Origin of the sequence: Amycolatopsis sp. cg9 (assembly GCF_041346945.1) — a bacterium.
GTDB lineage: Bacteria > Actinomycetota > Actinomycetes > Mycobacteriales > Pseudonocardiaceae > Amycolatopsis.
The window spans coordinates 171,138-195,766 of record NZ_CP166850.1 but is presented as its reverse complement, the minus strand read 5'-3'; the positions used below and the strand labels follow the sequence as shown (position 1 = coordinate 195,766).

At 72.5% G+C, this 24,629-nt stretch carries 25 protein-coding genes; 10 read left to right on the top strand and 15 right to left on the bottom strand.

All coding sequences use genetic code 11. The features are described from left to right. Window positions 1-102: 102 nt before the first annotated feature. From AB5J73_RS00895 to AB5J73_RS00885, 3 genes are read right to left on the bottom strand one after another with little or no spacing between them, the layout of a single operon-like run. Window positions 103-669 carry a hypothetical protein gene (locus AB5J73_RS00895; protein WP_370967086.1) on the bottom strand — a complete coding sequence of 189 codons (567 nt, stop codon included), beginning with the start codon at window positions 667-669 and terminating at the stop codon, window positions 103-105. Beyond that, window positions 635-1,150, bottom strand: coding sequence for a hypothetical protein (locus tag AB5J73_RS00890; protein ID WP_370967084.1), 516 nt, complete (start codon window positions 1,148-1,150; stop codon window positions 635-637). The genes AB5J73_RS00895 and AB5J73_RS00890 overlap by 35 nt, the downstream gene beginning before the upstream one ends. Then, window positions 1,147-1,824, bottom strand: a complete 678-nt coding sequence (locus AB5J73_RS00885; protein ID WP_370967082.1) for a hypothetical protein — start codon at window positions 1,822-1,824, stop codon at window positions 1,147-1,149. Before AB5J73_RS00885 ends, AB5J73_RS00890 begins: the two co-directional genes overlap by 4 nt. 140 nt (window positions 1,825-1,964) lie before the next feature. Here AB5J73_RS00885 and AB5J73_RS00880 point away from each other — a divergent pair, with 140 nt between their 5' ends. Beyond that, window positions 1,965-2,447: a MauE/DoxX family redox-associated membrane protein gene (locus AB5J73_RS00880; protein WP_370967080.1), complete on the top strand. Its 483-nt coding sequence runs from the start codon at window positions 1,965-1,967 to the stop codon at window positions 2,445-2,447. A 4-nt stretch (window positions 2,448-2,451) separates the two neighbouring features. Here AB5J73_RS00880 and AB5J73_RS00875 read toward each other — a convergent pair whose 3' ends face one another. From AB5J73_RS00875 to AB5J73_RS00865, 3 genes are read right to left on the bottom strand one after another with little or no spacing between them, the layout of a single operon-like run. Then, complete coding sequence (locus AB5J73_RS00875; protein ID WP_043784651.1) at window positions 2,452-2,685, bottom strand: helix-turn-helix transcriptional regulator; 234 nt, start codon at window positions 2,683-2,685, stop codon at window positions 2,452-2,454. 2 nt (window positions 2,686-2,687) lie between these two features. Beyond that, on the bottom strand, window positions 2,688-3,539 hold the full coding sequence (locus tag AB5J73_RS00870) for an ABC transporter permease (protein ID WP_370967078.1): 852 nt from the start codon (window positions 3,537-3,539) through the stop codon (window positions 2,688-2,690). After that, window positions 3,536-4,462: an ABC transporter ATP-binding protein gene (locus AB5J73_RS00865; RefSeq protein WP_370967076.1), complete on the bottom strand. Its 927-nt coding sequence runs from the start codon at window positions 4,460-4,462 to the stop codon at window positions 3,536-3,538. Before AB5J73_RS00865 ends, AB5J73_RS00870 begins: the two co-directional genes overlap by 4 nt. A 324-nt stretch (window positions 4,463-4,786) precedes the next feature. Between AB5J73_RS00865 and AB5J73_RS00860 the strand changes: the two genes are divergently transcribed. The 4 genes from AB5J73_RS00860 to AB5J73_RS00845 are packed head-to-tail and all read left to right on the top strand — an operon-like array spanning window position 4,787 to window position 8,289. Next, window positions 4,787-5,101, top strand: a complete 315-nt coding sequence (locus AB5J73_RS00860; RefSeq protein WP_370967074.1) for a DUF6191 domain-containing protein — start codon at window positions 4,787-4,789, stop codon at window positions 5,099-5,101. A 4-nt stretch (window positions 5,102-5,105) separates the two neighbouring features. Beyond that, the gene (locus AB5J73_RS00855; protein WP_370967072.1) at window positions 5,106-6,182 is read left to right on the top strand and encodes a precorrin-3B synthase; all 1,077 of its coding nucleotides are present in this window, start codon (window positions 5,106-5,108) and stop codon (window positions 6,180-6,182) included. Beyond that, window positions 6,179-6,802 carry a precorrin-8X methylmutase gene (locus AB5J73_RS00850; RefSeq protein WP_290058391.1) on the top strand — a complete coding sequence of 208 codons (624 nt, stop codon included), beginning with the start codon at window positions 6,179-6,181 and terminating at the stop codon, window positions 6,800-6,802. The genes AB5J73_RS00855 and AB5J73_RS00850 overlap by 4 nt, the downstream gene beginning before the upstream one ends. Next, window positions 6,799-8,289: a precorrin-2 C(20)-methyltransferase gene (locus AB5J73_RS00845; RefSeq protein ID WP_370967070.1), complete on the top strand. Its 1,491-nt coding sequence runs from the start codon at window positions 6,799-6,801 to the stop codon at window positions 8,287-8,289. The genes AB5J73_RS00850 and AB5J73_RS00845 overlap by 4 nt, the downstream gene beginning before the upstream one ends. Here AB5J73_RS00845 and AB5J73_RS00840 read toward each other — a convergent pair. The 7 genes from AB5J73_RS00840 to cbiE form a co-directional block, all read right to left on the bottom strand. Then, window positions 8,283-9,992 carry an ATP-dependent endonuclease gene (locus AB5J73_RS00840; protein ID WP_370967068.1) on the bottom strand — a complete coding sequence of 570 codons (1,710 nt, stop codon included), beginning with the start codon at window positions 9,990-9,992 and terminating at the stop codon, window positions 8,283-8,285. The genes AB5J73_RS00845 and AB5J73_RS00840 overlap by 7 nt on opposite strands. A 38-nt stretch (window positions 9,993-10,030) precedes the next feature. Further along, a complete protein-coding gene (locus tag AB5J73_RS00835) occupies window positions 10,031-13,120 on the bottom strand; it encodes an arabinosyltransferase domain-containing protein (protein WP_370967066.1) in 3,090 nt (1,029 codons plus the stop codon). An 18-nt stretch (window positions 13,121-13,138) separates the two neighbouring features. Continuing rightward, window positions 13,139-13,798, bottom strand: a complete 660-nt coding sequence (gene bluB, locus AB5J73_RS00830; protein ID WP_370967064.1) for a 5,6-dimethylbenzimidazole synthase — start codon at window positions 13,796-13,798, stop codon at window positions 13,139-13,141. Further along, a complete protein-coding gene (locus AB5J73_RS00825) occupies window positions 13,795-14,514 on the bottom strand; it encodes a cobalt-precorrin-6A reductase (RefSeq protein ID WP_370967062.1) in 720 nt (239 codons plus the stop codon). The genes bluB and AB5J73_RS00825 overlap by 4 nt, the downstream gene beginning before the upstream one ends. Beyond that, the gene (locus AB5J73_RS00820) at window positions 14,511-15,527 is read right to left on the bottom strand and encodes a Gfo/Idh/MocA family protein (protein WP_370967060.1); all 1,017 of its coding nucleotides are present in this window, start codon (window positions 15,525-15,527) and stop codon (window positions 14,511-14,513) included. Before AB5J73_RS00820 ends, AB5J73_RS00825 begins: the two co-directional genes overlap by 4 nt. After that, on the bottom strand, window positions 15,524-16,285 hold the full coding sequence (cobM, locus tag AB5J73_RS00815; RefSeq protein WP_370967058.1) for a precorrin-4 C(11)-methyltransferase: 762 nt from the start codon (window positions 16,283-16,285) through the stop codon (window positions 15,524-15,526). Before cobM ends, AB5J73_RS00820 begins: the two co-directional genes overlap by 4 nt. Window positions 16,286-16,403: 118 nt before the next feature. Further along, complete coding sequence (cbiE, locus tag AB5J73_RS00810) at window positions 16,404-17,531, bottom strand: precorrin-6y C5,15-methyltransferase (decarboxylating) subunit CbiE (protein ID WP_370972844.1); 1,128 nt, start codon at window positions 17,529-17,531, stop codon at window positions 16,404-16,406. Between the two features lie 92 nt (window positions 17,532-17,623). Here cbiE and AB5J73_RS00805 point away from each other — a divergent pair, with 92 nt between their 5' ends. From AB5J73_RS00805 to AB5J73_RS00785, 5 genes are all read left to right on the top strand, one after another. Beyond that, window positions 17,624-19,579: a putative cobaltochelatase gene (locus AB5J73_RS00805; protein ID WP_370967056.1), complete on the top strand. Its 1,956-nt coding sequence runs from the start codon at window positions 17,624-17,626 to the stop codon at window positions 19,577-19,579. Next, window positions 19,579-20,193 (top strand): cob(I)yrinic acid a,c-diamide adenosyltransferase, encoded by a 615-nt coding sequence (gene cobO, locus AB5J73_RS00800; protein WP_370967054.1) that lies wholly within the window; start codon window positions 19,579-19,581, stop codon window positions 20,191-20,193. Before AB5J73_RS00805 ends, cobO begins: the two co-directional genes overlap by 1 nt. Next, complete coding sequence (locus tag AB5J73_RS00795; RefSeq protein WP_370967052.1) at window positions 20,187-21,518, top strand: cobyrinate a,c-diamide synthase; 1,332 nt, start codon at window positions 20,187-20,189, stop codon at window positions 21,516-21,518. Before cobO ends, AB5J73_RS00795 begins: the two co-directional genes overlap by 7 nt. Further along, entirely contained in the window at window positions 21,511-22,527 is a 1,017-nt protein-coding gene (cobC, locus tag AB5J73_RS00790) for an Rv2231c family pyridoxal phosphate-dependent protein CobC (RefSeq protein WP_370967050.1), read from the top strand. The genes AB5J73_RS00795 and cobC overlap by 8 nt, the downstream gene beginning before the upstream one ends. A gap of 81 nt (window positions 22,528-22,608) precedes the next feature. Further along, window positions 22,609-22,965: a VOC family protein gene (locus tag AB5J73_RS00785; RefSeq protein ID WP_370967048.1), complete on the top strand. Its 357-nt coding sequence runs from the start codon at window positions 22,609-22,611 to the stop codon at window positions 22,963-22,965. Here AB5J73_RS00785 and AB5J73_RS00780 read toward each other — a convergent pair. Both AB5J73_RS00780 and AB5J73_RS00775 read right to left on the bottom strand, forming a co-directional pair. Then, on the bottom strand, window positions 22,949-23,638 hold the full coding sequence (locus tag AB5J73_RS00780; protein WP_370967046.1) for a helix-turn-helix transcriptional regulator: 690 nt from the start codon (window positions 23,636-23,638) through the stop codon (window positions 22,949-22,951). The genes AB5J73_RS00785 and AB5J73_RS00780 overlap by 17 nt on opposite strands. A 32-nt stretch (window positions 23,639-23,670) precedes the next feature. Continuing rightward, on the bottom strand, window positions 23,671-24,405 hold the full coding sequence (locus tag AB5J73_RS00775) for an adenosylcobinamide-GDP ribazoletransferase (RefSeq protein WP_370967044.1): 735 nt from the start codon (window positions 24,403-24,405) through the stop codon (window positions 23,671-23,673). Window positions 24,406-24,629 lie beyond the last annotated feature (224 nt).

Here is a 24,629-nt window from a genome sequence, read left to right as displayed (position 1 = left end):
CCGGCGGCGCGAGCACGACCGCGCCGGCCACGCCCAGCGCGGCGGCCACCAGCCCGGCGGCGATGGTCAGCGGGTGCCACCGGCGCCGGGGGAGTGCCGCCGTCAGAGCTCGGCCCGGCAGATCGTCAGGTACGTCTGCCCGGTGCTGCCCTCGCCCCAGAACGTGGAGAACCCGTCCGAGCAGCGGTAGACCTTCTTGTCCGGCGTGGTCCACCGCCACGCGTTCTTGGCGATCGTCTGGCCGCAGGTGTTGGACAGCGGCTGGTGGTCGACCTGCACGCCGTTCTCGTTCCACGTGCCGTACTTGTGCCACCCGGCTTCGCAGTAGGTGCTGCCGCGCCAGTAGCCGCCGAAGCAGGCGGCGTAGGTGTTGACGTAGCTGCCGCTGGTGTCGGGCAGCTCGGGGTAGCCGGTGGCGTAGGCGTCCCGGCAGTCGTTGCGGTCCCAGCCCTGCATGCCGTTCGGGCCGGACTCCGCGTTCGCCCGCCGGAGGCGCGCCAGGCCGGACCAGTCGAGCGCGGTCGCGCCGATCGTCAGCACGCCGAGCGCCACCGCCCGCAGGAACGTCCGGCGGGTCCCGGCCCCGGGCAGCTTCGCGCCCGCCCGCGTGCGCCCGGCGTCCGGGTCCGCCCGGTCAAGCTCCGGAATCCGCGCCGGCTCGAGTGCCACCGACCTCACCTCCTGCCTTCGGGCCGGTCCAGCCGGCCAGGGTGGTGTCCACGTCGGCGGCGCGGACCGGGAGCTGCAGCCGCCGGACGCGGCCGGTGTCGTCGGCGAGCATGAGCACCGGCGGCGAGAGGTGCGAGACCGAGCGCCACGCTTCGGCGTCCGAGACCACCGGCAGGCCACGGGCCAGGCCCTGCCACGCCGAGGGCGGTTCGTGGGTCAGCAGCGTCGTCCCGGCGCCGAGCTCGGCCAGCCGGTCGACCACGGTCAGGCAGAGCGGGCAGCCGGAGTCGACGGCCGCCACGACCCGCCCGGCGAACCGCGGCCCGAGGTCCACGTCCGGCGGCGCGGCCACGAAGCCGTCGGACGTCCGGGTGACGATCCCGCGCAGCAGCCGCACCTCGCGCAGCACCGCCGCGAGGCCGAAGAAGAGTACGGCGATCGCCGCCCACGTGATCAGCAGGACCGCGGTCGACGTCGTCATCGGCGCTGCCAGCCGACGTCGATTTCGTCGAGCCAGTCGAGCCGCTGGCGGTCGGTCGTCGCCGTCGTGTCCGCGAGGTGGACCTCGGCGACGCCCGCCGGGCAGCCCAGCACGAACGACCTCGTGTTCGTCTTCCACACCTCGCCGTGCTTCGTGCGCGCGCCGGCGTGCGCCGGGAGCAGCGCGGCGGCCTCGCGCGGGGCGGGGATGGACAGCGAGCCGTGGTCGCGGACCACGACCACGAGGTGCTCGCCCGCCGGGTCGAGCAGCGTCGCCGGCCGGGGCGTGACGACCATGCCTTCGACCCGGTCTTCGATGCGCAGCGAGCCGAACAGGCCGAGCACGCGGTCGCGGTGCGGCGCCGGGCCGGCGTACACCGTCATCAGCTCGTGGTAGTCGCCGAGCAGGGTGGCCACCGACGACTGCCCGTCGGTCGCTTCGGCTACGACGACCTCGCGGCCGTGCACGAGCAGGCGGTCGCGGGTGCGGGCCGGCGTCACGCGGGTGCAGGCGAAGTCGTGGTAGCCGCGCGACCCGATCTGGAACCCGGTGCCGTACGAGCCGCCCACGAAGCGGATGCCGGCGACCACGTGGGACACCGGGGCCCGCGCGGACAGCCCCACGGTCACCCGCCCACCGCTCGGCGCCGTCAACCGCAGTGTCTGGTTCGCCATCGGACCTCCGCTTCGGCGGGTATTCCGCCTCGCGAGACTAACCGACGAATTCGGCCCGGGTCACGATTGTTCGGCCATCGGGCGGTGCGGCTGCCGCCGAATGGGGACGGCAATTCCGTCAGCGAATACCGTGGAGCCCTGTGAGCATTTTCTGGCCGTTGGTGCTGACCGTTTTGTCCGCGGCGGGCGCTATTTTTCTGCTCGCGGCCGGACTCGGGCACGCGGTGCGTCACCGCGAACACCGCGCGGTGCTGCGGGCGCAGCGCCTGCTGCCCCCGGCGGTCACCGCCCCGGTCGCCCTCCTGGCGACCGGGGCGGAGGTGCTGGTGGGTGCGGGCGTGGTGGCGGCGCTGCTCGCGGCCCCGGCGGCCGCCGCACCGGCCGTGCTCGCGCAGGCCGTGCTCTACGGCGCCTTCGCCGGGTACGCGGGCGTGCTGCGCGTGCGACGGCCGGGCGTGCCGTGCGGCTGCTTCGGCACCGAGGCGGTGTCGTGGGCCGTGGTGGCGAGAGCCGTCGTGCTCGCCGCGGGCAGCGCCGGCTGCGTCGCCCTCGGAGCGGCGGGCCCGCTGTGCGTGGCGGCGGGCGCCGTCCTCGCGATGGCGGCCCACCTGTTCCGCCGCTGACGCCTCAGGCGGACCGTTCCCCCAGGCGCGGGAACGGTTTGGTCGAGAACAGGACCTCCACCGAGACCTCGAAGAACTCCGCGATCCGCAACGCCAGGTAGAGGCTCGGGCTGTACTCGCCGCGTTCCAGGTAGCCGATCGTCTGGTAGTGCACGCCGAGGGCCTCCGCGAGCTGGCGCCGCGAGATCGACCGCTCGGCGCGCAGCATCGCGATCCGGTTGTAGACGACCTCACTCATGACTACCCCACACGCTGCATGGCCTTCTCCCGCCGTTCGGCCACCGAGGAACCCGCTTCGCGCCGCGCCATGCGGCGGAGCAGGACCGGGGCCAGTGCCAATCCGATCACGGACCACGCGACGAGCACGGCGAGGGTCGGCAACGGCCGCCACGACTGGCCGATCTCGACGACGACCGCGGTGTCCGGCAGCAGCGCCGAGCGCATGCCGAGGCCCAGCCAGTACATCGGGAACACCTGCGCGACGCCCTGCACCCAGTCCGGCAGCGCGGTGACCGGGTAGAAAATCCCCGAGATCGCGCCGAGGCCCATGATCGGCAGCGTGATCAGCGCGATCGAGCGCGGGCTGTTCGTGAGCGACCCCAGCGCGGCCCCGAGCGGCAGGGTCGCGACCAGCCCGAGCGCCAGCACCCACACCAGGTGCGCGTACGACCAGACGCCGTCCGGCGCCAGCGAGTCGAACAGGAACAGGCACGGGACCAGCACCAGCAGGATCGAGGTGACCTGCGCCAGCGCCACCGCCGTGGTCTTCCCGACCAGGTAGCCGAGCATGCCGTGCGGCGTCGCTTTCGCGCGCAGCAGCGTGCCGTCCTCGCGGTCGATGGCGAGGTAGCCCGCCGTGCTGTTCAAGCCGTTGAACACGATCCCGGCGCCGAGCACGCCGGGCACGGTGGCCGCGCCGAGCGAGAAGCCGGTGCCGGGCAGGTGCGCGTTGCGCATGAAGAACAGCGCGCCGAGGAAGAGCGCGACGAAGACCAGCTGGCCGACGACGTCGTCCCGGTTGGTCCAGGTCTGCTTGAACTCGATCCAGCCGCGCGCCAGGCCGGTGCGCAGTGCGGTGGTCTTGGCGTTCATCGCGCACCCGCTTCCTGGAGGCCGAGCTCGGTCTCGCCGGCGGTTTCGGCGCGGTGGACCAGCGTCATGTAGGTGTCTTCCAGCGACGCCCGCCGGACCTCGAGGTCCGCGACCGCCTCGCCGTGCTGCTTGAACAGGTCGTAGACGTACTTCGTCGCTTCGGTCGTCGAGTGCACGAAGCGCTGGTCACCGACGCTCCAGCGGACCTCGGCCTCACCGGCGATCTGCCGGCTCAGCTCGTCGGCCGACCCGTCGGCGATGATCCGGCCGCCGTTGAGGATGAGGATCCGGTCGGCCAGCTTCTCGGCCTCGTCGAGGTCGTGCGTGGTGAGCAGGATCGTGGTGTCGAGCTCGTCGGACAGCCGGTGCACCAGGTCGTGGAATTCGCGGCGCGCCTCGGGGTCGAAGCCGGCGGTCGGCTCGTCGAGGAACAGCAGCTCGGGCCGCCCGACGATGCCGATCGCGACGTCGAGCCGCCGCCGCTGGCCGCCGGAGAGCTGCTTGAGCTTCTTGTGCGCGTGCTCGGTCAGCCCGACCGCGCCGATCAGCTCGTCGACGTCCCACGGCCGCGGCTTTTCGGGCGTCGAGTACGGCGCGTAGTACCGGCCGAGGTGCGCGAGCAGTTCGCGGACGCGCCACTTCCCGTGGTCGCGCCAGGACTGGAGCACGACCCCCAGCCGCGCCCGCCAGTCCTCACCGCCGTGCGCCGGGTCGCTGCCCAGCACGCTCACCTCGCCCGCCGACCGCATCCGGAAGCCTTCGAGGATCTCGATCGTCGTCGTCTTGCCCGCGCCGTTGGGCCCGAGCAGGCAGACGACTTCCCCGCGGCAGGCCTCGAACTCGACACCGTGGAGCACGTCGTTCGCGCCGTAGCGCATGCGCAGCCCGCGCACGTGGACCACCGGGTCGCCTGGATCTCTCATCGCCGTCACCCCCATCTGAATGATGCGATCGAATGTAGCACACCTACTACATTCGATCAGACTTCTGCTTCGTACTTGGGTGCGGCAAGCTCATGAACGAGTCGTTCATGACGTGCGGTCTGCCGGCGGCCGCTGTGATGTCGCGAATGACTCATTGGGGACCTCCGAGGTCCCCAATGAGTCATTCGCGACCTTGGTGGAGCCGGTCTCACCGGACCAGGAACGCCGTCAAGACACGTCGCGCCCTGACCTGCGCCGCACCGCCCGGTGAAAAATTTCTCCCGGAGCCGGGAACTTGACCGGCGGTCATCCGGTTCGCCGGACATGGGAACTTGGCTGGGGCTCGCGCTCCCGGGCGGTGTCGTGGTCCTGCTGGTCATGGCCGCGATCGAACTGCGGCCGCGGAAGAACGGCTCGCGGTTCAAGGCGCGGCTGTCCGCGACGTACATCGAGGAGACGACCGCGTTCCTCTACGGCACCAAGCGGCGTGAGCTGGAACACCGGGAAACCATGTCGATGCTCGTCGAGCAGGACGCCGAAGGGGCGCCTCCGTGGCGTGACGTGGACTTGGACGCCGGGATCGCGAAGATCCGGCCGCGTTCGGACCCGCCGGGGCCGGAAAACGGCCAGCTACAGTGACCCCATGCCGACCCCAGCACGCGTGCGAGCCGACGCGTGCCCTGGTGTTTTCGCACCGCACGACGCCGCCGACGGGCCACTCGCGCGGGTGCGGCTGCCCGGCGGCACGATTTCCGCGGCGCGGCTGCGTGCGCTGGCCGACGCCGCCGAGGCGTGCGGCGACGGCGACCTCCACCTCACCTCGCGCGGCAACGTCCAATTGCGCGGCGTCACCCGGCCCGGGCTCGCGGAGCGGCTGACCGACGCCGGCCTGCTGCCTTCGCCGTCGCACGAGCGGGTCCGGAACGTCCTCGCTTCGCCGTTGAGCGGGTTGCGCGGCGGGCTCGCCGACGTCCGGGGCCTGGCCGCTTCGCTCGACCACGCGCTGTGCGCGGCACCGGAGCTGGCCACGCTGCCCGGGCGGTTCCTGTTCGCCTTCGACGACGGCCGCGGCGACGTCGCCGGCGAAGGCGCCGACGTCTGCTGGCGCGCGACCGGCCCGGACGAGGGCACACTGCTGCTCGCGGGCGGCGACACCGGCAGGCGGGTGGCCCGCGCCGACGCTGTCGCCGCGTTGCTCGAGGTCGCGCTGGAGTTCGGCCGCGTGCGCGGGACCGCCTGGCGCGTCGCCGAACTCGACGACCCGGCTTGGCGGGGGACTCCGGTTCCCGTCGCGGGCACCGAAGCCGTGGCCGGGGTGGTCCCGCGGGACGACGGCGGTCTCGCGGCGGGTGTCGTGCCGCGCTTCGGGCAGCTTTCGGCCGCGCAGGCACGGGCCCTGGCGGAGTTCGGGAGGGCGCTGGTCACGCCGTGGAAGTCCGTGGTGCTGCCGGACGTGCCCGCGGATGTCTTCGAGCGACTCGGTTTCGGGGCGGCCGCGCTGGGCACGACCGCCTGCATCGGCCGTCCCGGCTGCGCGAAGTCGCGCGCCGACGTGCGCGCCGACGCGGTGTTCCGGCCCGGGCTGCGCGCGCACTTTTCGGGCTGCGAACGACGCTGTGGCAAGCCGGCGCAGTCCCATGTGGACGTGATCGCCGAAGCGGACGGATATCGGGTCGACGGCCGTTGGGTGCCGCTCGACGAGGTGAAGGGAATCCTGTGATCGACTACCTGCGGGACGGTGCCGAGATCTACCGGCACTCGTTCGCCACGATCCGCGAGGAGGCGGACCTGGCGATCCTGCCCGACGACGTGGCCGGCCTGGCGGTCCGGATGATCCACGCCTGCGGCATGGTCGATCTGGTCGACGACCTGCGCTACACCCTCGACGTCGTCGAGTCGGGGCGGGCCGCGCTGGAAGCGGGCGCGCCGATCCTGTGCGACGCGCAGATGATCGCCAGCGGCGTCACGCGCCGCCGCCTGCCCGCGGCCAACGAGGTGCTCTGCACGCTGTCGGACCCCTCGGTGCCCGGGCTGGCGGAGCGGATGGGCACCACCCGCTCGGCGGCGGCCCTGGAACTGTGGCGCGACAAGCTGCCCGGCTCGGTCGTGGCCATCGGCAACGCGCCGACCGCGCTGTTCCGCCTGCTGGAGATCCTCGACGAAGGCGTCGGCGCGCCCGCGGCGATCATCGGCGTGCCGGTGGGCTTCGTCGGCGCCGTCGAGTCCAAAGTGGAGCTCGCGAAGCGCGCCCCGGCCCCGTACCTGGTGGTGCACGGCCGGCGCGGCGGCAGCGCGATGGCCGTCGCGGCGATCAACGCACTGGCGAGCGCCGAAGAATGAGCCTGGGCAAGCTGTACGGCGTCGGCCTCGGCCCCGGCGACCCGGAACTGATGACGGTCAAGGCCGCCCGGCTGATCTCCGAGGCGTCGGTGATCGCGTACCACAGCGCGCGCCACGGCCGCAGCATCGCGCGCTCGGTCGCCGAGCCGTACCTGCGCGAGGGGCAGATCGAGGAGAAGCTCGTCTACCCGGTCACGACGGAGACGACCGACCACCCGGGTGGCTACGAGGGCGCGATCGCGGACTTCTACGAGCTGAGCGCGAAACGGCTCGCGGAGCACCTCGACGCCGGACGTGACGTCGTCCTGCTCTGCGAAGGCGACCCGTTCTTCTACGGCTCGTACATGTACATGCACGAACGGCTCGCCGGCCGGTTCGAGGCGATCGTCGTACCCGGGGTGACGTCGGTGAGCGCGGCGTCGTCGGTGCTCGGCCGCCCCCTGGTCCAGCGCGACGAGGTCCTGACGGTCCTCCCGGGCACCCTCCCGGCCCCGGAACTGGCCCGCCGCCTCGCCGACACCGACGCGGCCGCCGTCCTGAAGCTCGGCCGGACGTTCGGCTCGGTCCGGGAGGCGTTCGCGGAGGCGGGCAAACTCGACGACGCGGTATTCGTCGAGCGCGCGACGTGGGGGCAGCAACGGATCGAGCCGCTGGCTTCGGTGGACCCGTCGACGGTGCCGTACTTTTCGCTGGCGCTACTGCCTTCTCCCGCCTACGCCTCGCGCCAGTCGCCCGCTCCCGCGCCGGCTCCGGCCGCGTCCGGCGGCGAAGTCGTGGTGGTCGGCCTGGGCCCCGCGGGTCCGGAGTGGCTGACCCCGGAGGCCGCTTCCGAGCTGGCCGAGGTCGAGCACATCGTCGGCTACGGCCCGTATGTCGCGCGGGTGCCGCAGAAAGCGGGCCAGCAGCGGCACGCGTCGGGCAACCGGGTGGAGGCGGACCGGGCTCGGGAGGCGCTTTCCCTTGCTGCCGCCGGTGCCCGGGTGGCGGTGGTGTCTTCGGGCGACCCGGGAGTCTTCGCGATGGCGTCGGCGGTCCTGGAGCAGGTGGCCGCTGGGCACGGCACCGGGGTGAAGGTCCGCATCGTCCCGGGTGTGACGGCGGCCCAGGCGGCGGCGTCCCGGGTGGGCGCGCCGCTGGGGCACGACTACTGCGTGCTGTCGCTGTCGGATCGCTTGAAGCCGTGGGAGATCATCGAGAAGCGCCTGGACGCGGCGGGAGCGGCGGATCTGGTGCTGGCGCTGTACAACCCGGCTTCGCGCACTCGGACGACCCAGCTGGCTGACGCCCGCTCTGTCTTGCTCCGCCACCGTTCTTCCGAGACGCCGGTGGTCGTGGCGCGGGATGTGGGTGGGCCGGAGGAGGACATCCGGATCACGACCCTGGGTGAGCTGGATCCGTCCACAGTGGACATGCGCTGCCTGCTGATCGTGGGCTCGTCGCGGACTCGAGCGGAGAACGGCATCGTCTGGACCCCGCGGAGTTACTGATGACCGGAGATGAACTCGGCAGCCGCGAGTGCAAAGTCTCGCGCGGCTGCCGAGTTCCGGTACCTCCCCGTCTCGAGCACCGTTCGAAGCCACTCGGATTTGTTGTCGCCTGAGACGTCGGGGTGGAAGCGTTCCAGCTCGCCGCACGGCACAACGAAGATTCCCAGCTCCCGCAAGCCTCTGTCGAGGTCCGCGAAGGCAGTCACGGCATCACCTGAGAGGTGGTGCACGCCGTACTTCTTGAGCTCACGCCAGCCGCTCACCGGGCTGACGGCCTCCTTGATCTTGGCGATCTCCCGGTTGCTCAAGGTGGTCGCCTTGCTTCTGGCGAATTGAGCATCGACGAGCGCTTTCGCGGCGGTGCGGTCGGGCTTCCGGCCCCATGACTGCACCGCGTTCTCGATGACCGCGCGAGCGGTCGCGAAGTTCTCAGGGGCGCCGCCCTGAGCACGGACGACCTCGGAGAAATCCTTGTCATCGCGGAGGAAGTCGATGTCGAGGAGCGCGGCGACCGGCACCTTGGCCGAGCGCAACGCATCGACGGCTCGGCCGACGCGGGCTTTGCCGTTGCAGTGGGTGAAGTGGATGTTCGTCGCTCCGGCCGATGTCTCCTCCAAGACCGCGCGATAGTAGGTGCAGTCGGATTCTGCTTCGCAGACGATCACGCCCCGGGCGAACAGGCCATCGACGATCGGGTAGTACTTCACGAGTGGGTCGTCGTACAGCTTGCGTACCTTTTCCGGCGCGATGCCAGCAACGTGGTTGACTTTGCCCGCACGGGTCAGCCTGGTGATCGCGACGTCGTAGTCCGCTCGTACCGAGGTGATGCCCTTGATGATGTCGGCGCTGTGGGTTGCGACGATTACCTGAGACCCGGCGGCGTGCTCCTCGGCGAGGAACTGACCCAGCAGGTATGCCTGCGGCGGGTGCAGGAATGCCTCGGGCTCGTCAATGAGCACGATGGGGTAGCGGGAGGTCTTCAGGGCGAAGAGTATCCCGGCGAATGCTCTGAACCCGTCGCCCTGTTCGGTCAGGTGCGGCAGCTCGTCGAGCTGCCGCAAGTACTCGTGGCTTACGGGTGGCGCCGACTCGGGTGCCGTCACCTCGCCCACGTGCAGCGTGATCTCGGATGCTGCGTACCGGTTCACAGCCAGCGGCTCACCGAACGCGCGGCGCAGCAGGTCGCTCATCTGTCGCTCGAAGTCCCGATCCTGGAACAGTAATTGGGCCATCCCGACGGCTGGCTCCTTGAACGGGTTGAAGGCTTGCCCGCCGAGTGGTTGGCCAAGGCGACCCTGAGCATCCAGCTGGAGGACGAGAATCGCGGACAGTGCTCCCAGCCTCCCAGGGAATTGCTGCAGAAGACTCCATAGGTTCTCGATCTGGCCAAGCGTCAGAACCACGCCTGAGTTCGTCCTGATCTGATCTTCGGCCCCGACCGAATCGCCCTTCTGAACAGGGTAGGTACGTCGGATCCAGGCCAGGAAGTCCTCACGCCTTGGGGAGGAGTCGATAGCGACGCGCCGGAGGATCTTGTTCGGTGGGTGCGCTTCCTGTGATCCCTGAAGTCCAAGCTGACCGCCTAGTTCGCGGAGCAGGACGCTCTTGCCGACGTTGTTCGGCCCCACGATGACCGTGAGGCCGTCGGCGAATTCCACCTCTTCACCGGACTGCAGTTCCATGCTTCGGAGCTTGACCACCATGGCGTCATCCTGTCACGGGATGGAGGCCCTTTCCGCCGTCAGCGTGTCGGGTCCTTGCCGTTCGGTTGCCGCGGTCCCGGGCCCGGTGACCACCAGCCCGGCACCGTCTTCTCGCCGTGCACCACCGTCGGGGCGATGCCCTCCGTGAACGGCTCGATCTGCAGCAGCTGGCCCCATGACTGGCTCGGCTGCCCGATCAGGTAGCTCGGGACCTCCGGCTCCTCGGCCAGCTCCTCCAGCCACCCGATCGGGCCGCCGTTCGTCGAGGATGCCCACTGCGCCTCGTCGGCCAAGCCGCCCGCCGTGATGCGGTAGGCCGGGACCTGGGAGATGCCGTCGTGGGACGTCACCGGCTGGACGCACGGGTACACGAACGACGCCGGCCAGTCCACGTAGACCGGCTTCGAGCCGATGCGGTCCGTCAGTGTCGTGAACGTCGGGACGCGGGGGGCGGACGCCGCGATCCAGCCGTCCTCCGTGAGGTCGTTGTCGACGATGTTGATGCGGACCGCGTCCGTCTCCGGGGGGAGGTCGCGCAGGTTGATGCGGGTGTCGTTCCAGCCGCCGGTGCCCGCGCCCGGGGGCAGCATGAACTGGCTGCGGACGATCTTCACGCCGTCCGGGGTGTTGTGGCCGTAGTCGAGGCTGACCGACGTCGGACGGCGGGGCGCGCCCGCGGTCGCCACCACGATCTGGCCGTCCGCCGGCTTCTCCGTCAGCGCGTACCAGTCGCTGCGCAGCCGTCCGGCGCGCGTCTCCGGGTCGAGGAAGCTCGACCACATCGGGACCTTGTCCGGGGTGAACCCGTGCGGCGGCTCGGCCAGCGGGTCCTTGTCGTCGACCGGGCGGGTGTGGAAGCCGGTCTGGACGCGGCCGTTGTCCTGCTCCGGGTTCGGCAGGGGCGAGTTCTCCTGCGGCTTCTCCGCGACGGTCCGCTGCTCGGACTGCGTGTGCAGGATGCTCGTCGCCGCGTCGCGCTCGACCATCACGTGGTCGGAGAGGTTGCAGCTCTTGCCGAACAGGTGCCCGACGTTCGCCGCGCCCAGGCTGTAGCTGCCGGCCTGGTTGTGGATCGCCCACGCCATCGTGACGAACTCGCCCGCCGCCACCAGGCCGCAGACCACCACCAGCGACAGCGACCCGAGCCGCAGCGCGCGCAGCCGGCCTTCCTGGGGCTGGGCCGGCAAGCCCGGCCGGTGCGCGCGGACGTTCTCGACGAACGCGTACACCCCGGCGATCGCCGCCGCCACCAGCAGGATCGTGGACAGGCCGATGCCGCCGATCGACGGCGCCACGTTCGTCCACTGGACGCCGAGGCGCGAGACGAACCAGTACGTGTTCGGGCCGGTCGCGGCCAGCGCGGCGACGACCAGCAGCCCGGCCAGGAAGGCCGCGCGGTTGCGTTTGGACCGCAGCACCGTCGAACTGGTCGCGAGCGCGGTCAGCGCCGCCATCGACGCGCCGACCGCGGCGAACGCGCCGAAGTGGTGCGTCCACTTCGTCGGCGTCAGGGCCAGCAGCAGGAAGAACAGCGCCGTCGTGCCGATCAGGCGGCGCGCCGGGCCGAGCGACGCGCCCTGGATGCGGCCGCGGCGCAGCAGCATCACCAGGCAGGTGGCCGTGCACAGCACGACCAGCAGCACCGGGAACCGGCGCGGCGCCGAGCCGTCCGGCAGGCTTTCGAACAGCAGCTGGTAGCGCGCGAGCTCCTGGAACCACGACAGGTTCGGGCCGACCTGGGTGCGGATCCGGGTGGCCTCCTGCACGGTCGCGAACGTCTGGTCGGCGAACACCACGACCAGCACGAGCAGCCCGGCCGCGGCGACCGGCGCCAGCACCGGCAGCCAGCCGCTGTCGTTCGCGCGCTGGCGCACCAGCTTGAACAGCGGCCGCGCGGCGACCAGGAACGGCGCCACCGCGATCAGCCCGGTCGGCGTCGCGGCCAGGGTGAACCCGGCCGCGGTCAGGCCGAGGCACAGCGGCAGCAGCCGCCGCGTCACCAGCGTGCGCTCGACCGCGCAGATGGCCAGCAGCGAGCCGAGCGCGGCCACCGGTTCCGGCCGGACGCCGTTGTTGTAGGGCATCCACCAGATCAGGAACACCGTCGCGGCGGCCCAGCTGGCCGGGCGGCTGGTGCGGATCTGGGTGCCGAGGCGCGGCATCACCTCGCGGCTGATCAGCAGCCAGCTGAGCACGCCGAGCAGGAACGACGGCAGCCGGATCCACGGCGGCACCGTGCTGACGTGCGTCATCAGCTCGAAGACGTGGTAGAACCAGCCGAACGGCGCCTCGGCGACGCCGAACCAGCGGTGGTAGTTCGTCAGGTAGCCGGTCGATTCGGTGACCCGGGCCATCGTGAGGATGTAGCCGTCGTCCGAGGTCACCGGCCCGATGAAGACCCAGGCGCCGAGCGCGGCGATCACCGTGGCGTCCCGCAGCGTCAGCCGCCACCAGCCGACCGGCGCCCAGCGCGGGGCGCGGCGCGCGAAGCCGGAGTCGCGCCGCCAGACCGCGATCATGCAGCCGATCAGCGACAGGATGGCGACCACGCCGACGACGATCTTCAGCGTGGTCGGCGACGTCTGGTAGCGCGTGTCCGGCACGACCGAGACGTGCAGCCCGGCGATCGGGTCCTTGCTCGAGTTGATCGAGGAGTAGATGCCGACCACGCGGGGCCGGACGTCGCCGCCCGCGTGGAAGATCGGCGTCCCGGCGACGGCGAGGGTCATCTGCGTCGCGTCGACGTCCAGCTCGACGTCGCACTTCTCGGCCGGCAGCGGCTGCTGGGCGATCTGCTGGCCCTGGCTGGAGGCGAGCAGCACGCCGTTGTCGACGCGCAGCTGCATGCCGACGCCGTTGCCCGACTTCGGGTCGGTGCGGCCGTCCGGCACGGTGGCGAACAGCAGGCCCGGGCCGTTCGTGCGGGCGTCGACCGAGCGGATCGCCGCGCACGGCAGTTCGGCGCGCAGGTCCTGGGCCCAGTACCCGGTCAAGGGCGCGTTGACGGAGCGGGTGTCGCTGCCGGTCGGCCAGACGACCTCCGCCGTGTCCTGCACCACCGGCAGGAAGGGGAAAGCCAGCGCGCACAAGGCCGAGAGCAACCCCAGCGCTACGGCAATCAGACGCATCGGCGCAACGCTAACGGGTCAGCGGCCGGCGGCTGACGCAGCCCCCGGATCACGCGGTGTGAACCGGCCGTGGTGGACCGCCTCCGTCAGGGGACGGCGGTTGCGCCAGCCGTGGCGCTCCAGGTCCGGCACGGTCTCGAGCCGGCTCACCGGGCCGACGCAGAGCCACGCGACCGGCCGGACGCCGTCCGGGATGCCGAGCAGCTCGCTCAGGAACGGCTCCCGGTAGAAGCTCACCCAGCCGACGCCGAGGCCTTCCGCGGTGGCGGCGAGCCAGAGGTTCTGGATCGCCAGGCACACCGAGTAGAGGCCGGCGTCGGCGATCGCGTGCCTGCCGAGGACGTCGGGCGCGCCGCGGGCCGGGTCGTACGTGACGACGATGCCGAGGCTCGATCCGAGGATGCCCTCGATCTTGATGTTCGCGAAGGTGCCGGCGCGGTCCTCGCTGAGCTGCGCGGCGAACACCTCGCGTTCTTCATGGACGTGCTTCGCGAACCTCTCGCGCGTCGGGTGGTCGTCGACCAGCACGAAGTCCCAGGGCTGGGTGAGCCCGACGCTGGGCGCCGCGTGCGCGGCTTCGAGCACCCTCGTCAGGGTCGCTTCGGGGATGGGCGCGCCGGTGAACTCGCCGCGGACGTCCCGCCGCTTGCGCAGGACTTCGTAGAACTCTTCGATCATCGGTGCAGTACCCATTCGACGGCTTCGGGGACGGTCGCGGCGGTCTCGGTGGCCGGCCGCGGCGGGCGCCGGACGACCAGGACGGGCTTCCCCAGCTCCCGGGCCGCGGTCAGCTTCGCGCTGGTCTGCCCGCCGCCGGAGTCCTTGGTGACCAGGACGTCCACGCGGCCGAGCAGCTCGCGCTCGGCGGCCACCTCGTACGGCCCGCGGGCGAGGATCAGCTCGTGGTGGCGCGGCAGCGGCGGCTCGGGCGGGTCGACGCAGCGGATCAGGAACCACAGGTCGTCGAGGTGCGCGAAGGCGGGCAACCCCTGGCGGCCGCTGGTGAGGAACACGCGTTTCCCCAGGTCGGGGAGCTGGCGCGCGGCGTCGGCGAGGTCGTCCGCCCAGTGCCAGACGTCCTCGGGGCCCGGCTGCCAGCCGGGCCGCGCGAGCCGCAGGAGGGGAGTGCCGGTGAGTTCCGCCGCTTTCGCCGCGTTGGCGCCGATGCGTTCGGCGAAGGGGTGCGTGGCGTCGACGACGGCTTGCACGGCGTTCTCGCGTAGCCAGGCCGCGAGCCCTTCCGGGCCGCCGAAGCCACCTACGCGCACTTCGCCGGCGGGCAGGCGTGGCCGCGCGACGCGTCCAGCGAGCGAAGAGACAACGCGGACTTCGCACGCTGTCAGGTCTTCGGCGAGTTGCCGTGCTTCGCCGGTGCCGCCGAGGATGAGGATCACCGGGGGCGTCCGTACCCGACGGCCTCGCGCCACCGGTCGAGGGTCCGCAGGTTGGCGAGGGTTTCCGCCCAGGTGAGCTCGGGTGCCTGCCGGTCGCCGACGTGCGCGGCGACGTGGTCGGCTTCGCGTGCGAAAACGCCTTGGGTCGCTTCGACCTCGATGACCTCGGGCTCGCCGCCGGCCGGGGTCAGGATGATCTGCGACGTGCCCGGCGTCCGCAGCGGGTGGATCCACGCGGGGCGCGGGACGTGGAGGTGCCCGCGCGAGCCGTACACGCGGATGCCGTCCTCGCGGGTCAGCCGGATGCCGCACGAGATCGTCGCGAGGATGTCGCCGGGCAGCCGCAGCAGGCCGGTCGCGTACTCGTCGACGCCGTCCGCGTTCAGCCGGGCCATCCCGCTGACCTCGGCCGGTTCCACCACGGCTTCGCCGGTCGCCGCCTGGGCGACCAGCCGGGCCAGCGACGTGCAGTAGCAGCCGACGTCGAGGATCCCGCCCCCGCCGAGCGCCGGATCGCCGAGCCGGGCGGTCTCCTCGGGGTTGCTGTCGAAGGAGAACGTGGTGTCGACCGCGCGGACCTCGCCGATGGCGCCGGCCGAGATGAGCTCGACCAGCCGCCGGGTCTGCGGGTGCAGCCGGTACATGAACCCTTCCATGAGGAAGACGTCGTGCGCCCGGGCGGCGGCGATGACTTCTTCGGCGTCGGCCGCGGTGAGGGTCAGCGGCTTCTCGCACAGCACGTGCTTGCCCGCTTCGGCGGCGGCGATCGCCCACTCCTTGTGGAGGGCGTGCGGGGTCGAAACGTAGACGGCGTCGACGTCCGGGTCGGCGAGGAGGTCTTCGTAGCTGCCGTACGCCTTCGGGATGTCGAACCGCGCGGCGAACTCCCGCGCCCGCCCGGCATCGCGCGCGCCGACGGCGGCGAGCGTGCCGTGCTTGCTTTCGTCGACACCCGCGGCGAAGTGCCCGGCGATCGTCCCGGCGGCCAGCAGGCCCCAGCGCAGTTCCGTCACAACGACTCCGGTTGGTCCGCCCGGTCCCGGGCACTCGAGTAGAGGAAGCTGTCGGGGAAGTTCGTGGCGCCGAGCACCCGCCCGACGAAGATCGTGGCCGCGCGGGTCATCCCGGCTTCCCGGACGAGGGCGGGGAGGTCGCCGAGCACCCCGCGCACGACGGTTTCCCCGGACTGGGTCGCGAGCGCGACGACGGCGACCGGACAGCCGGCGCCGTAGTGCGGGACGAGTTCCCCGGCCACCCGCTCGACGTGGTTGATCGCGAGGTGCAGCGCGAGCGTCGCCCCGGTGGCGGCGAAGGCGGCGAGCGTTTCGCCCGGCGGCATCTTCGTGGAGCGCGCCTGGACCCGCGTGATGACCAGGCTCTGCCCGATTTCGGGCACGGTGAGCTCGCGCTGGAGGACGGCGGCCGATGCGGCGAAGGCGGGTACGCCGGGGACGACCGCGTACGGCACGTTTTCCGCGTCGAGCCGGCGCATCTGCTCGGCGACGGCGCTGTAGAGCGAAGGATCGCCGGACGTCAGCCGCGCGACCTCGTGCCCGCCGCGATGGGCTTCGACGAGCTTCGCGACGATCGCTTCCAGCGCGAGGTTCGCCGTGTCGACGAGCTCGGCCTCGGGCGGGCAGTACCGCAGGAGGTCGGGCGGGGTCATGCTGCCGGGGTAGAGGCAGACGGTGCAGCGGGCGAGCAGATCCCGCCCCCGCACGGTGATGAGATCGGCGGCCCCCGGCCCGGCCCCGATGAAGTGCACGGTCATCGGCTGCTCTCCTGGCTCGTGCTGAAGGGCGCTTTCAGCGCATGACATGAGCTGAAGGGCGCTTTCGTCGCGTCCGGTGGGAGGAAAGTCCCCTTCGGCCCGCTGGGGCGGGGCGCGGTCATCGGCTGCTCCACTGCGTCACGACCCGGGCCGGTGTCCAGCCGGTGAAGCCGCCCAGCGGGGCCGCTCGCTCGACCCCGATCCGCACCAGTTCACCGCCGTGCTCCTCGTACGCCCTCGCCAGCACCTGCTCCGCCTCCATCGTCACCCCGTGCGCCACCACGCGTGCGCCCGTGGCCACGCAGGTCGCCAGCACTCCCGGCACCGTCACCCCGCCGCCGATGAACACCGCGTCCGGGGCGGGCAGCGCGCCCAGCACCTCCGGTGCCTCTCCCGTCACCACCTCCAGCTCCGGTACTCCCAGGTCCACCGCGTTGCGGCCGATCCGCTCCGCGCGTTCCGCGTCCCGCTCGATCGCGACCGCCCGGTTCAGCCCGTGCAGCCGCGACCACTCGATGCCGACGCTGCCCGCGCCCGCACCGACGTCCCACAGCAGCTCGCCGGGGCTCGGCGCGAGCCTCGACAGGGCCGAAACCCGCAGGTCGCGCTTCGTCAGCTGGCCGTCGTGGGCGTACACGTCGTCCGGGATGCCGATCAGGGGCAGCGCCGGACCCACGCACGTCAGCGCGAACACCGTCAGCGGGCCGGGTTCGCCGGCCCAGCCGTCGGTGATGCGCTCCTCGGGGCCGCCCAGGTTCTCCAGCGCGAACAGCTCGCTCTCGCCATACCCCCGCACGGTGAGGAGGGAGCGCAGAGCCGGTGCGTCGGCACCCAGGACGAGCACCCGCCGCCGCGGGGCCAGCACCCGGGCGACCCGGGCCGACGAGCGGCCGACGATCGTCACCACCTCGGTCTCTTCGGCGGACCAGCCCAGTCGGGCCCGGGCCAGTGTCACCGACGAGAGCGCGGGGAACGCGTCGACCTCGTATCCATGTGCCACCAGGGTAGTGCCGACCCCCGACAAAAACGGATCCCCGCTGGCCAGGACGCAGATCCGCTGCCCTTCGTGCTCCGCGATGAACGCGTCGAGCGCGGGCAGCAGCGGCGACGGCCAGGGCACCCCGCCGACCTCCGGCGGCAGGTACGCGAGCTGCCTCGGCGCGCCCAGCACGACGTCGGCGCCGAGGACGAGTGCTTGGGCTTGCTCCGACAGGCCGGACCACCCGTCAGCTCCGATCCCCACCACCGTCAACCGTGATTTTTCGCGCACGATTTCCCACCCTAAGCGAGGCGGCCGCTGTGCGATGATCGGCCGGTCGCCGACCTGGAGGAGTGCTGTTGAAGCCCTACCCGTTCACCGCCGTAGTCGGGTTGCCGGACCTGCGCCTCGCCCTGGTCCTGTCCTCGATCTCGCCCGCCGTCGGCGGGGTGCTGGTGCGTGGCGAAAAGGGCACCGCGAAGTCGACCATGGTCCGCGCGCTCGCGGGCCTGCTGCCGGGCGTCGACGTCGTCGACGGCTGCCGCTTCTCCTGCGATCCCGCCGCGCCCGACCCGCTCTGCCCGGACGGCCCGCACGACGGCGCGAGCGGTCACCGGCGGCCCGCCAAGCTGGTCGAGCTGCCGGTCGGCGCGGCCGAAGACCGCGTCATCGGGTCGCTGCACCTCGAACGCGCGCTCGCCGAAGGCGTCACGGACTTCCAGCCGGGCCTGCTGGCCGCCGCGCACCGCGGGCTGCTCTACGTCGACGAGGTCAACCTGCTGCACGACCACCTCGTCGACACCCTGCTCGACGCCGCCGCGATGGGCCGCGCGACCGTCGAACGCGAGGGCGTCTCCGTCTCGCACGCCGCGCGGTTCGTGCTGATCGGCACCATGAACCCGGAAGAGGGCGAGCTGCGCCCGCAGCTGCTGGACCGGTTCGGGCTGACCGTCGAGGTCGCCTCCAGCCGCGACCCCGAGCAGCGCGTCGAGGTCGTCCGGCGCCGCCTGGCCTACGAAGCCGACCCCGACGGTTTCGCCGCGCAGTACGCCGAAGACGACGCCCGGCTCGCCGCGGAAATCGAGGCGGCGCAACGGCTTCTGCCGGCGGTGAAACTGCCCGACGACGCCCTCCGCCAGATCGCCGAGGTCTGCGCGTCCTTCGAGGTCGACGGCATGCGCGCGGACATCGTGACCGCCCGCACGGCGGTCGCGCACGCGGCCTGGGCCGGCCGCGACGAGGTCACCACCGAAGACGTCCGCGTCGCCGCGCGGCTCGCGCTGCCGCACCGCCGCCGCCGCAACCCGTTCGACGCGCCCGGGATCTCGGAAGAGCAGCTGGAGCAGGCGCTTCAGGACGCGCAGCCGCCCGAGCCGGGTCCCGAGGACGACGGTCCCGGCTCGGGCTCGACGCCGGAGGAGGCCCCGCAGGAGGTTCCGCCGGGCGACGCGCCGCAGCGGCAGCAGCCCCAGCAGCAGCAGAACGGCGGGCAGCAGAAGACCGTCGGCGCCGGGGAAACGTTCAAGGCGAAGGTCTTCCGCGTCAAGGGCACGGGCGAGGGCGAACGCGGACGGCGGTCGCGTGCGATCACCGACAGCGGGCGCACCATCGGCGTCCAGCCCCCGAGCGTCCGCGACGGGCGGCCGCACCTGGTCGCGACGGTCAAAGCCGCGGCACCGCACCAGAAAGCCCGCGGCCGCGACGGCGCCGCGCTGAAGCTGCGCCCCGAAGACCTGCGGTACGCGCTCAGGGAAGGTCGCGAAGGCAACCTCGTGCTGTTCTGCGTCGACGCGTCCGGTTCGATGGGGGCCAAGGCCCGCATGCGCGAGGTCAAGACGGCGGTGCTGTCCCTGCTGCTCGACGCCTACCAGCGTCGCGACAAGGTCGGGCTCGTCACGTTCCGCGGCGCCGAAGCCGAACTCGCGCTGCCGCCGACGATCAGCGTCGACGCCGCCGCGTCCCGCCTCGAAGGCCTGCCCACCGGCGGCCGGACCCCGCTGGCGGAAGGGCTTCTGGAGGCCGCTCGGGTGCTGCGCGTCGAAGAGATCCGCGACCCCCGCCGCCGTCCGCTGCTCGTCGTCGTCACCGACGGCCGCGCCACCAGCGGCCCGGACGCCGTCGCGCGCGCCCAGGCCGCGGCCGGGCTCCTGACCGGCGTCACGACGATCGTGATGGACTGCGAGAGCGGCAAGATGCGGCTCGGCCTGGCCGCCGACCTCGCCGCCCACCTGGGTGCGGAACACGTTCCCCTGGCCGACGTCGCCGCCGAATCGCTGGCGAGCGCCGTCCGCGCCCGGACCGGAAGGGTCGCCTGATGCCGCAGGGCAAACCGGAAACCGTCCCGAACGACGGGCTGACCACGCGCCAGCGCCGCAACCGGCCGCTGCTCGCCGTGCACACCGGCGAGATGAAGGGCAAGTCGACGGCCGCGTTCGGGATGGCGCTGCGGGCCTGGAACCAGGGCTGGTCGATCGGCGTGTTCCAGTTCGTCAAGTCGGCGAAGTGGCGCGTCGGCGAGGAAGCCGCCTTCAAGGCGCTGGGCAAGCTGCACGACGACACCGGCGAAGGCGGCCCGGTCGAGTGGCACAAGATGGGCGAGGGCTGGAGCTGGGCGCGCAAGTCCGGCACCGAGGACGACCACGCCGCGAACGCGCGTGAGGGCTGGGCGGAGATCAAGCGCCGGCTCGCCGCCGAGGCGCACGGCTTCTACGTCCTCGACGAGTTCTCCTACCTGCTCAAGTGGGGCTGGCTCGAGGTCGACGACGTCGTGTCCACCCTGGTCTCGCGGCCCGGGCACCAGCACGTCGTCATCACCGGCCGGTACGCGCCGCCGGAGCTGATCGAAGCCGCCGACCTGGTCGCCGAGATGACCAAGGTCAAGCACCCGATGGATGCCGGCCAGAAGGGCCAGCGGGGGATCGAGTGGTAGCGCGCGTGGTGATCGCCGCGCCCGGCTCCGGGCACGGCAAGACCACCATCGCCGCCGGGCTGATGGCGGCACTGCGCGCGGCCGGGCACCGCGTGTCCGGGCACAAGGTCGGGCCGGACTTCATCGACCCGGGCTACCACGCGCTCGCCACCGGGCGGCCCGCGCGCAACCTCGACCCCTTCCTGCAGGGCGAGGACCGGCTGATCCCGTTGCTGCGGCACGGTTCCGCCGGTGCCGACATCGCCGTGATCGAGGGCGTGATGGGCCTGTTCGACGGCGCGCTCGGCACCGAGGGCTACGCCTCGACCGCGCACGTCGCCCGGCTGCTCGACGCGCCGGTCGTGCTGGTCGTCGACGCTTCGGCCGCTTCGCGCAGCGTCGCCGCGACCGTGCTCGGGTTCGCCCACTACGACAACCGCGTGCGGCTCGCCGGCGTCATCCTCAACAAGCTCGGCTCGCAGCGGCACCTCGACGAGATCGCCTCCGCACTGGAAGCGACCGGCGTCCCGCTGCTGGGCGCGCTGTACCGCAACGAGGAGATCCACGCGCCGAGCCGGCACCTCGGGCTCGTCCCAGCGGCCGAACGGGCCGCGGAAGCGCAGCACGTGCTGCCCGCGCTGGCCGCGTGGGTCACCGAGGGCGTCGACCTCGAGGCGATCGTCCGGATCGCCTCCGCGGCACCGCGGCTTTCGGCGCCACCGTGGGAACCGTCCGGTGTGGACGGTCCGCGGGTGACGGTCGCCGCCGCCGGTGGTGCGGCGTTCACCTTCCGCTACACCGAGAACGTCGAGCTGCTCGCCGCCTGCGGGGTCGACGTCGTGGACGTCGACCCGCTGCGCGACGAAGCGCTGCCCGAGGGGTGCGCCGGGCTGTACTTCGGCGGCGGCTTCCCCGAGGTGCACGCGGCCGAGCTGTCGGCGAACACGGCGTTGCGCGCGCAGGTCGCTTCGGCGATCGAGCACGGGATGCCGGTCAGCGCCGAATGCGCCGGGCTCCTCTACCTGTGTCAGTCCCTGGACGGCCTCCCGATGGTCGGTGCGGTGCCCGCGGACGCGAAGATGACCGCCCGCGGCAAGCTCGGCTACCGGCGCGCGGTGGCCGTGGAGGACAACCTCCTGGCCGCGGCCGGGCAGCGCGTCACCGGGCACGAGTTCCACCGCACCGAGGTGACGCCTTCGCACGGCCCTACGGCGGCCTGGGGCTGGGACCGGCAGCTGGACGGCTTCGCGTCGCCGACGCTGCACGCGTCCTACCTGCACGTCCACTGGGCCGGGTACCCCGAGCTGGCCCACCGGTTCGCCGCCCGGATGCGGGCCCGTGCCTGACTACGACCTCCACCACCACGGCGACCGCGAGGTCGGGCCGGGGCTGGTGGACCTCGCGGTGAACGTCCGACTGCCCCGGCCCCCGGCCTGGCTGCGTGCCGAGCTGGTGTCCGCGTTGGACTCGCTGGCCGCCTACCCTTCTTCCGGGGAAGCCGCCGCGGCGGTGGCCGCGCGGCACGGGCGTGCGGTGGCGGACGTCCTGGTCACCGCCGGGGCGGCGGAGGCGTTCACGCTGCTGGCTTCGGCGATGAAGCCGCGCCGGGCGGTCGTCGTGCACCCGCAGTTCACCGAGCCCGAGGCCGCGCTGCGGGCCGCCGGGCACGACGTCGAGCGGGTCGTCCTGTCCGAAAAGGACGGTTTCGTCCTCGACCCGGCACTGGTCCCGGCCGGCGCGGACCTGGTGTTCGTGGGCAACCCGACCAACCCCACCTCGGTGCTGCACCCCGCGGCCGCGTTGCGGGCGCTGGCGCGGCCCGGGCGGCTGCTGGTGGTGGACGAGGCCTTTCTCGACGCGGTGCCCGGTGAGGGCGAAAGCCTGGCCGCCGGACACCCGGGCGTCGTCGTGCTGCGCAGCCTGACGAAGACGTGGGGCCTGGCCGGGCTGCGGGCGGGGTACGTGCTCGCCGAACCCGAGGTCGTCGAGCGGCTGCGGGCGGTTCAGGTGCCGTGGTCGGTGTCCACCTTGGCCGCGGTCGCGACGGTGGCCTGCTGCCGGCCGGCCGCTTTGGAAGAAGCCGAGAAGCTGGCGGTAGCCGCGGAGGACGACCGCGAATACCTGGTTTCGCGGCTGGCCGAGGCGGGTGCCGAGGTGCTGGGCGACCCGCGCGGCCCGTTCGTGCTGGTCCGGATCCCGGGCGGCGCGGGAGTGCGGGAGCGGCTGCGGGACGCCGGCTACGCGGTCCGCCGCGGGGACACGTTCCCCGGCCTCGGCCCGGACCACCTGCGGCTGGCCGTCCGCGACCGCGCGACGACGGACGCGTTCCTGACGGCGTTGAAAGAAGTTCGCTAAACACCGACAGGGGGCTGTCGCCGCCACCGCCCACAGTGGGCGGAGCCGGGAAACACCCGGCGTGGCAGCGAAAGGAACAGCATGCCCGGATTCAACGACGTCGCCTGGTTCGAGATCGGCGCCACCGACCCGGCGGCCGCCGAACGGTTCTACGGCGACGTCTTCGGCTGGAAGGCCGTCCAGGACGAGTCGGCGAGCCCCGACCCGGCATACCGGGTCATCGACACCGGTGGTTCGCGCGGCGGGCTCGCCACGGGAACCGAGGACTACGCGATCTTCACCGTGCTCGTCGAGGACGTCCAGGCCGCGTGCGAGCGCGCGGAAGCCGCCGGGGGCCGGGTGCAGCGGGCCCCGGTCGTCAACCCCGTCGGCGTCACCTTCGCGCACCTGCTCGATCCCGCCGGCAACCATTTTTCCGTTTTCACCCCGCCAAAGTGAGCTGTTCGACGACGCCGTAAGGGATGTCGAGGTCCTCGCGCCGCAACGGGCGGGGCGGGGGCACCTCGGCGGTCGCGGCGACCGAGGTGATCCGGTCGGTGCGGAACGCGCGGATCTCCTCGCGCAGCCGGCACCAGGCCACCAGGTACCAGTGGCCGGGCTTGCCGACGTAACCGAGCGGCTCGATGTCCCGCCGCGTCACGGCTCCCGCCCGATCGCGGTAGCCGATGCGCAGGACGCGGCGGGTGTCGAGCACCTGCGGCAGCGGCGGCGGGCTGCCACCGTCGCCGAGCAGGTGGACGCGGGCAGCGAGGTCCTGCGCCGCGACGGCGTCGTCCTGCCGCATCGCCGCGACGAGCTTGCGCAGCGCCGAGCCGGCTTCGGCGCGGAAGGGCGTGCCGTCCAGCCGGCGCAGCGCGAGCGCCATCGCGACGGCTTCGCCCGGCGTGAGGTTGACCGGCGGCAGCGTGTGCGTCCGGTCGAGGCAGTACCCGCCGGTGCGGCCGGGTTCGGCGTAGATCGGGACGCCGGATTGTTGCAGCGCGCCGATGTCCCGCTCCACGGTGCGGGCGCTGACCTCGAACCTGGCCGCGAGCCAGCGCGCGCTGCGCGGCCTGGGTGCCACGGCGCGGAGCTCTTCGACGAGCGCGTACAAGCGATCGGTGCGGTTCACGCGGCCGACTTTAGGGGCGGGGTACGACAGTTTCAGGCGAGCGCGAGCAGCGCGGCCGCGACGGCGACCTCGACCCCGGCACCGAGGACGTCTCCGGTGATGCCGCCGAGCCTGGTCGTGCACCGTTTGAGGAGGAGGGCGGTGACTCCGTAGGCGAGGAGCACGGCGAGCGGTCCGCGCCACCAGGTGAGGCCGGGCAGCAGCGTGGCGAGTGCGGCCGCGGCCAGGCCGACGGCGATCGCGGCGGTGCGGGGGACCGAGCCCGCGACGGTCGCGCCGAGGCCTTCCGGGCGGGCGGAGGGGACGCCTTTCGCGCAGGACATGGAGAGCGTGCACCGTCCGATGAGGACGGCGGCGAACGCTGAGTACGGGTCGGTGAGGGCGCCGGCTTGGACGAGGAGGGTGAGGACGAGGGTGGCGACGCCGGTGGGGCCCGCGTCGCCGCGGCGCATGACGTCGAGGGCTTTGGCGCGGTCGTAGGAGGCGCCGAGGCCGTCGGCGGTGTCGGCGAGGCCGTCCAGGTGGAGGCCGCGGCTGCCGAGCGCGACGGCGCCGATGGCGAGGGCGGCGGTGGCGAGGGTGGGGAGGTGGAGTGCGTGGCCGGCGGCGACGACGAGCCCGGCGGCGAGGGCCAGGGGAACGGCGGCGATCGGGGCGAGGAGCATGGCGCCGCCGGCTGTGCGGCGGTCGATGACGCGCGGCGCCGGGACCGGGATGGTGGTGAGGGTGCCGACGGCCAGCCGCGCGGAGTCGACCCAGCGGCTCATGAGCGCCCCAATGTGGCCTTCGGTGCGTGAGACGCACCGAAGGCGGCCTTGGGCGCGTGCGACGCAGCCAAGGCCGCCTTGGGGCGCGGAGGCCTGGCCTCCGGTGCCGCAGCCGTTTCGCGGGAGCGGAGCGAGTCGTGTGGGCCGGGTCGACGGTCGCCCGATGGTCGCGAATGACTCATTCGCGACCTGGGACGTCCCGAATGAGTCATTCGCGACCTCGC